We start from the raw sequence: 1164 nt of genomic DNA, 5'->3' as shown, positions 1-1164 counted from the left end.
TAGGGAACATGTGAACAAGTCCCCCGCATGAGACAATCCCCGGCACAAACACATTGAGGATGTTCGGATGGATCAGCAGCTCACATTCGCTGATAGCGAGTTCAGCAACAAGCGTCGCCAGACCCGGAAAGAGAAGTTTCTTGGGCGGATGGATAAGCTGATCCCATGGGCCCGTCTCGAAGCGGTTATCGAACCTCATTACCCCAAGGCAGGCAACGGTCGCCGACCGTACCCGTTGTCCACGATGCTTCGGATTCACTGTATGCAGCAGTGGTACAACCTGAGTGATCCCGCCATGGAAGATGCACTGTACGAGATTGCATCTATGCGACTCTTTGCGGGCCTGTCACTGGACAAGGCGATACCTGATCACTCCACTATTCTGAAGTTTCGGCACCTGCTGGAACAGAACGGTTTAGCTCGCCAGATTTTTGAAGAGGTGAACCAGTGGCTGTCGGAAGCCGGCGTCCTGCTCAAAGAAGGCTCGCTGATTGATGCCACCATTATTGAGGCTCCGAGTTCGACCAAAAACAAAGCCGGTGAGCGTGATCCAGAAATGCATCAGACCAAGAAAGGGAATGAATGGCACTTTGGAATGAAGGCGCATATCGGTGTTGATGCGCGAACCGGAGTCACTCACAGTTTCACGACGACAGCGGCTCATGAGCACGATCTTAATCAGGCCGGTTATGTACTGCATGGTGATGAGGCCTTCATCTTCGCGGACGCGGGATACCGTGGCGCGGAAAAACGGGATGAGTTGAAGCATGTTCGAGCTGATTGGCACATCGCAGAAAGACCGGGGACGCTCCAAGCTCTGAAAAAGCATCCCCGCATCAACAAAGTCAGAATCCGTACCGAATATCTGAAGGCCAGTGTACGGGCAAAAGTGGAGCATCCCTTCCGGATCATCAAGTGTCAGTTTGGCTTTGTAAAAGCACGTTATCGCGGCCTGAAGAAAAACGACGGCAAGCTGGCGATGCTATTTGCGCTGGCCAACGTTGTCCGTGTGGATCAGATGTTGAGAGCACAGGGTTAATCCGTCTGGACTGCCTTAAAGGGCAGTTCTGACCAATCTAAGACAGGTAAATCCGCGCTCCTGAAGGGGCTGCTCAGATAAGAATAGAGGATCAGCCCGGTATCGCGGACTTAATCACATGTTCC

At 52.7% G+C, this 1164-nt stretch carries 1 protein-coding gene; it reads left to right on the top strand.

Annotated features, from left to right (window positions below; all coding sequences use genetic code 11):
• The first annotated feature begins 67 nt into the window (after positions 1-67).
• Positions 68-1039: an IS5 family transposase gene (locus ADIMK_RS20560; RefSeq protein WP_036192264.1), complete on the top strand. Its 972-nt coding sequence runs from the start codon at positions 68-70 to the stop codon at positions 1037-1039.
• Positions 1040-1164: the final 125 nt, after the last annotated feature.

It is taken from the genome of Marinobacterium lacunae (assembly GCF_000705555.1).
Classification (GTDB): Bacteria; Pseudomonadota; Gammaproteobacteria; order Pseudomonadales; family Balneatricaceae; genus Marinobacterium_D; species Marinobacterium_D lacunae.
This window is presented reverse-complemented; position numbering and strand designations above follow the sequence as displayed.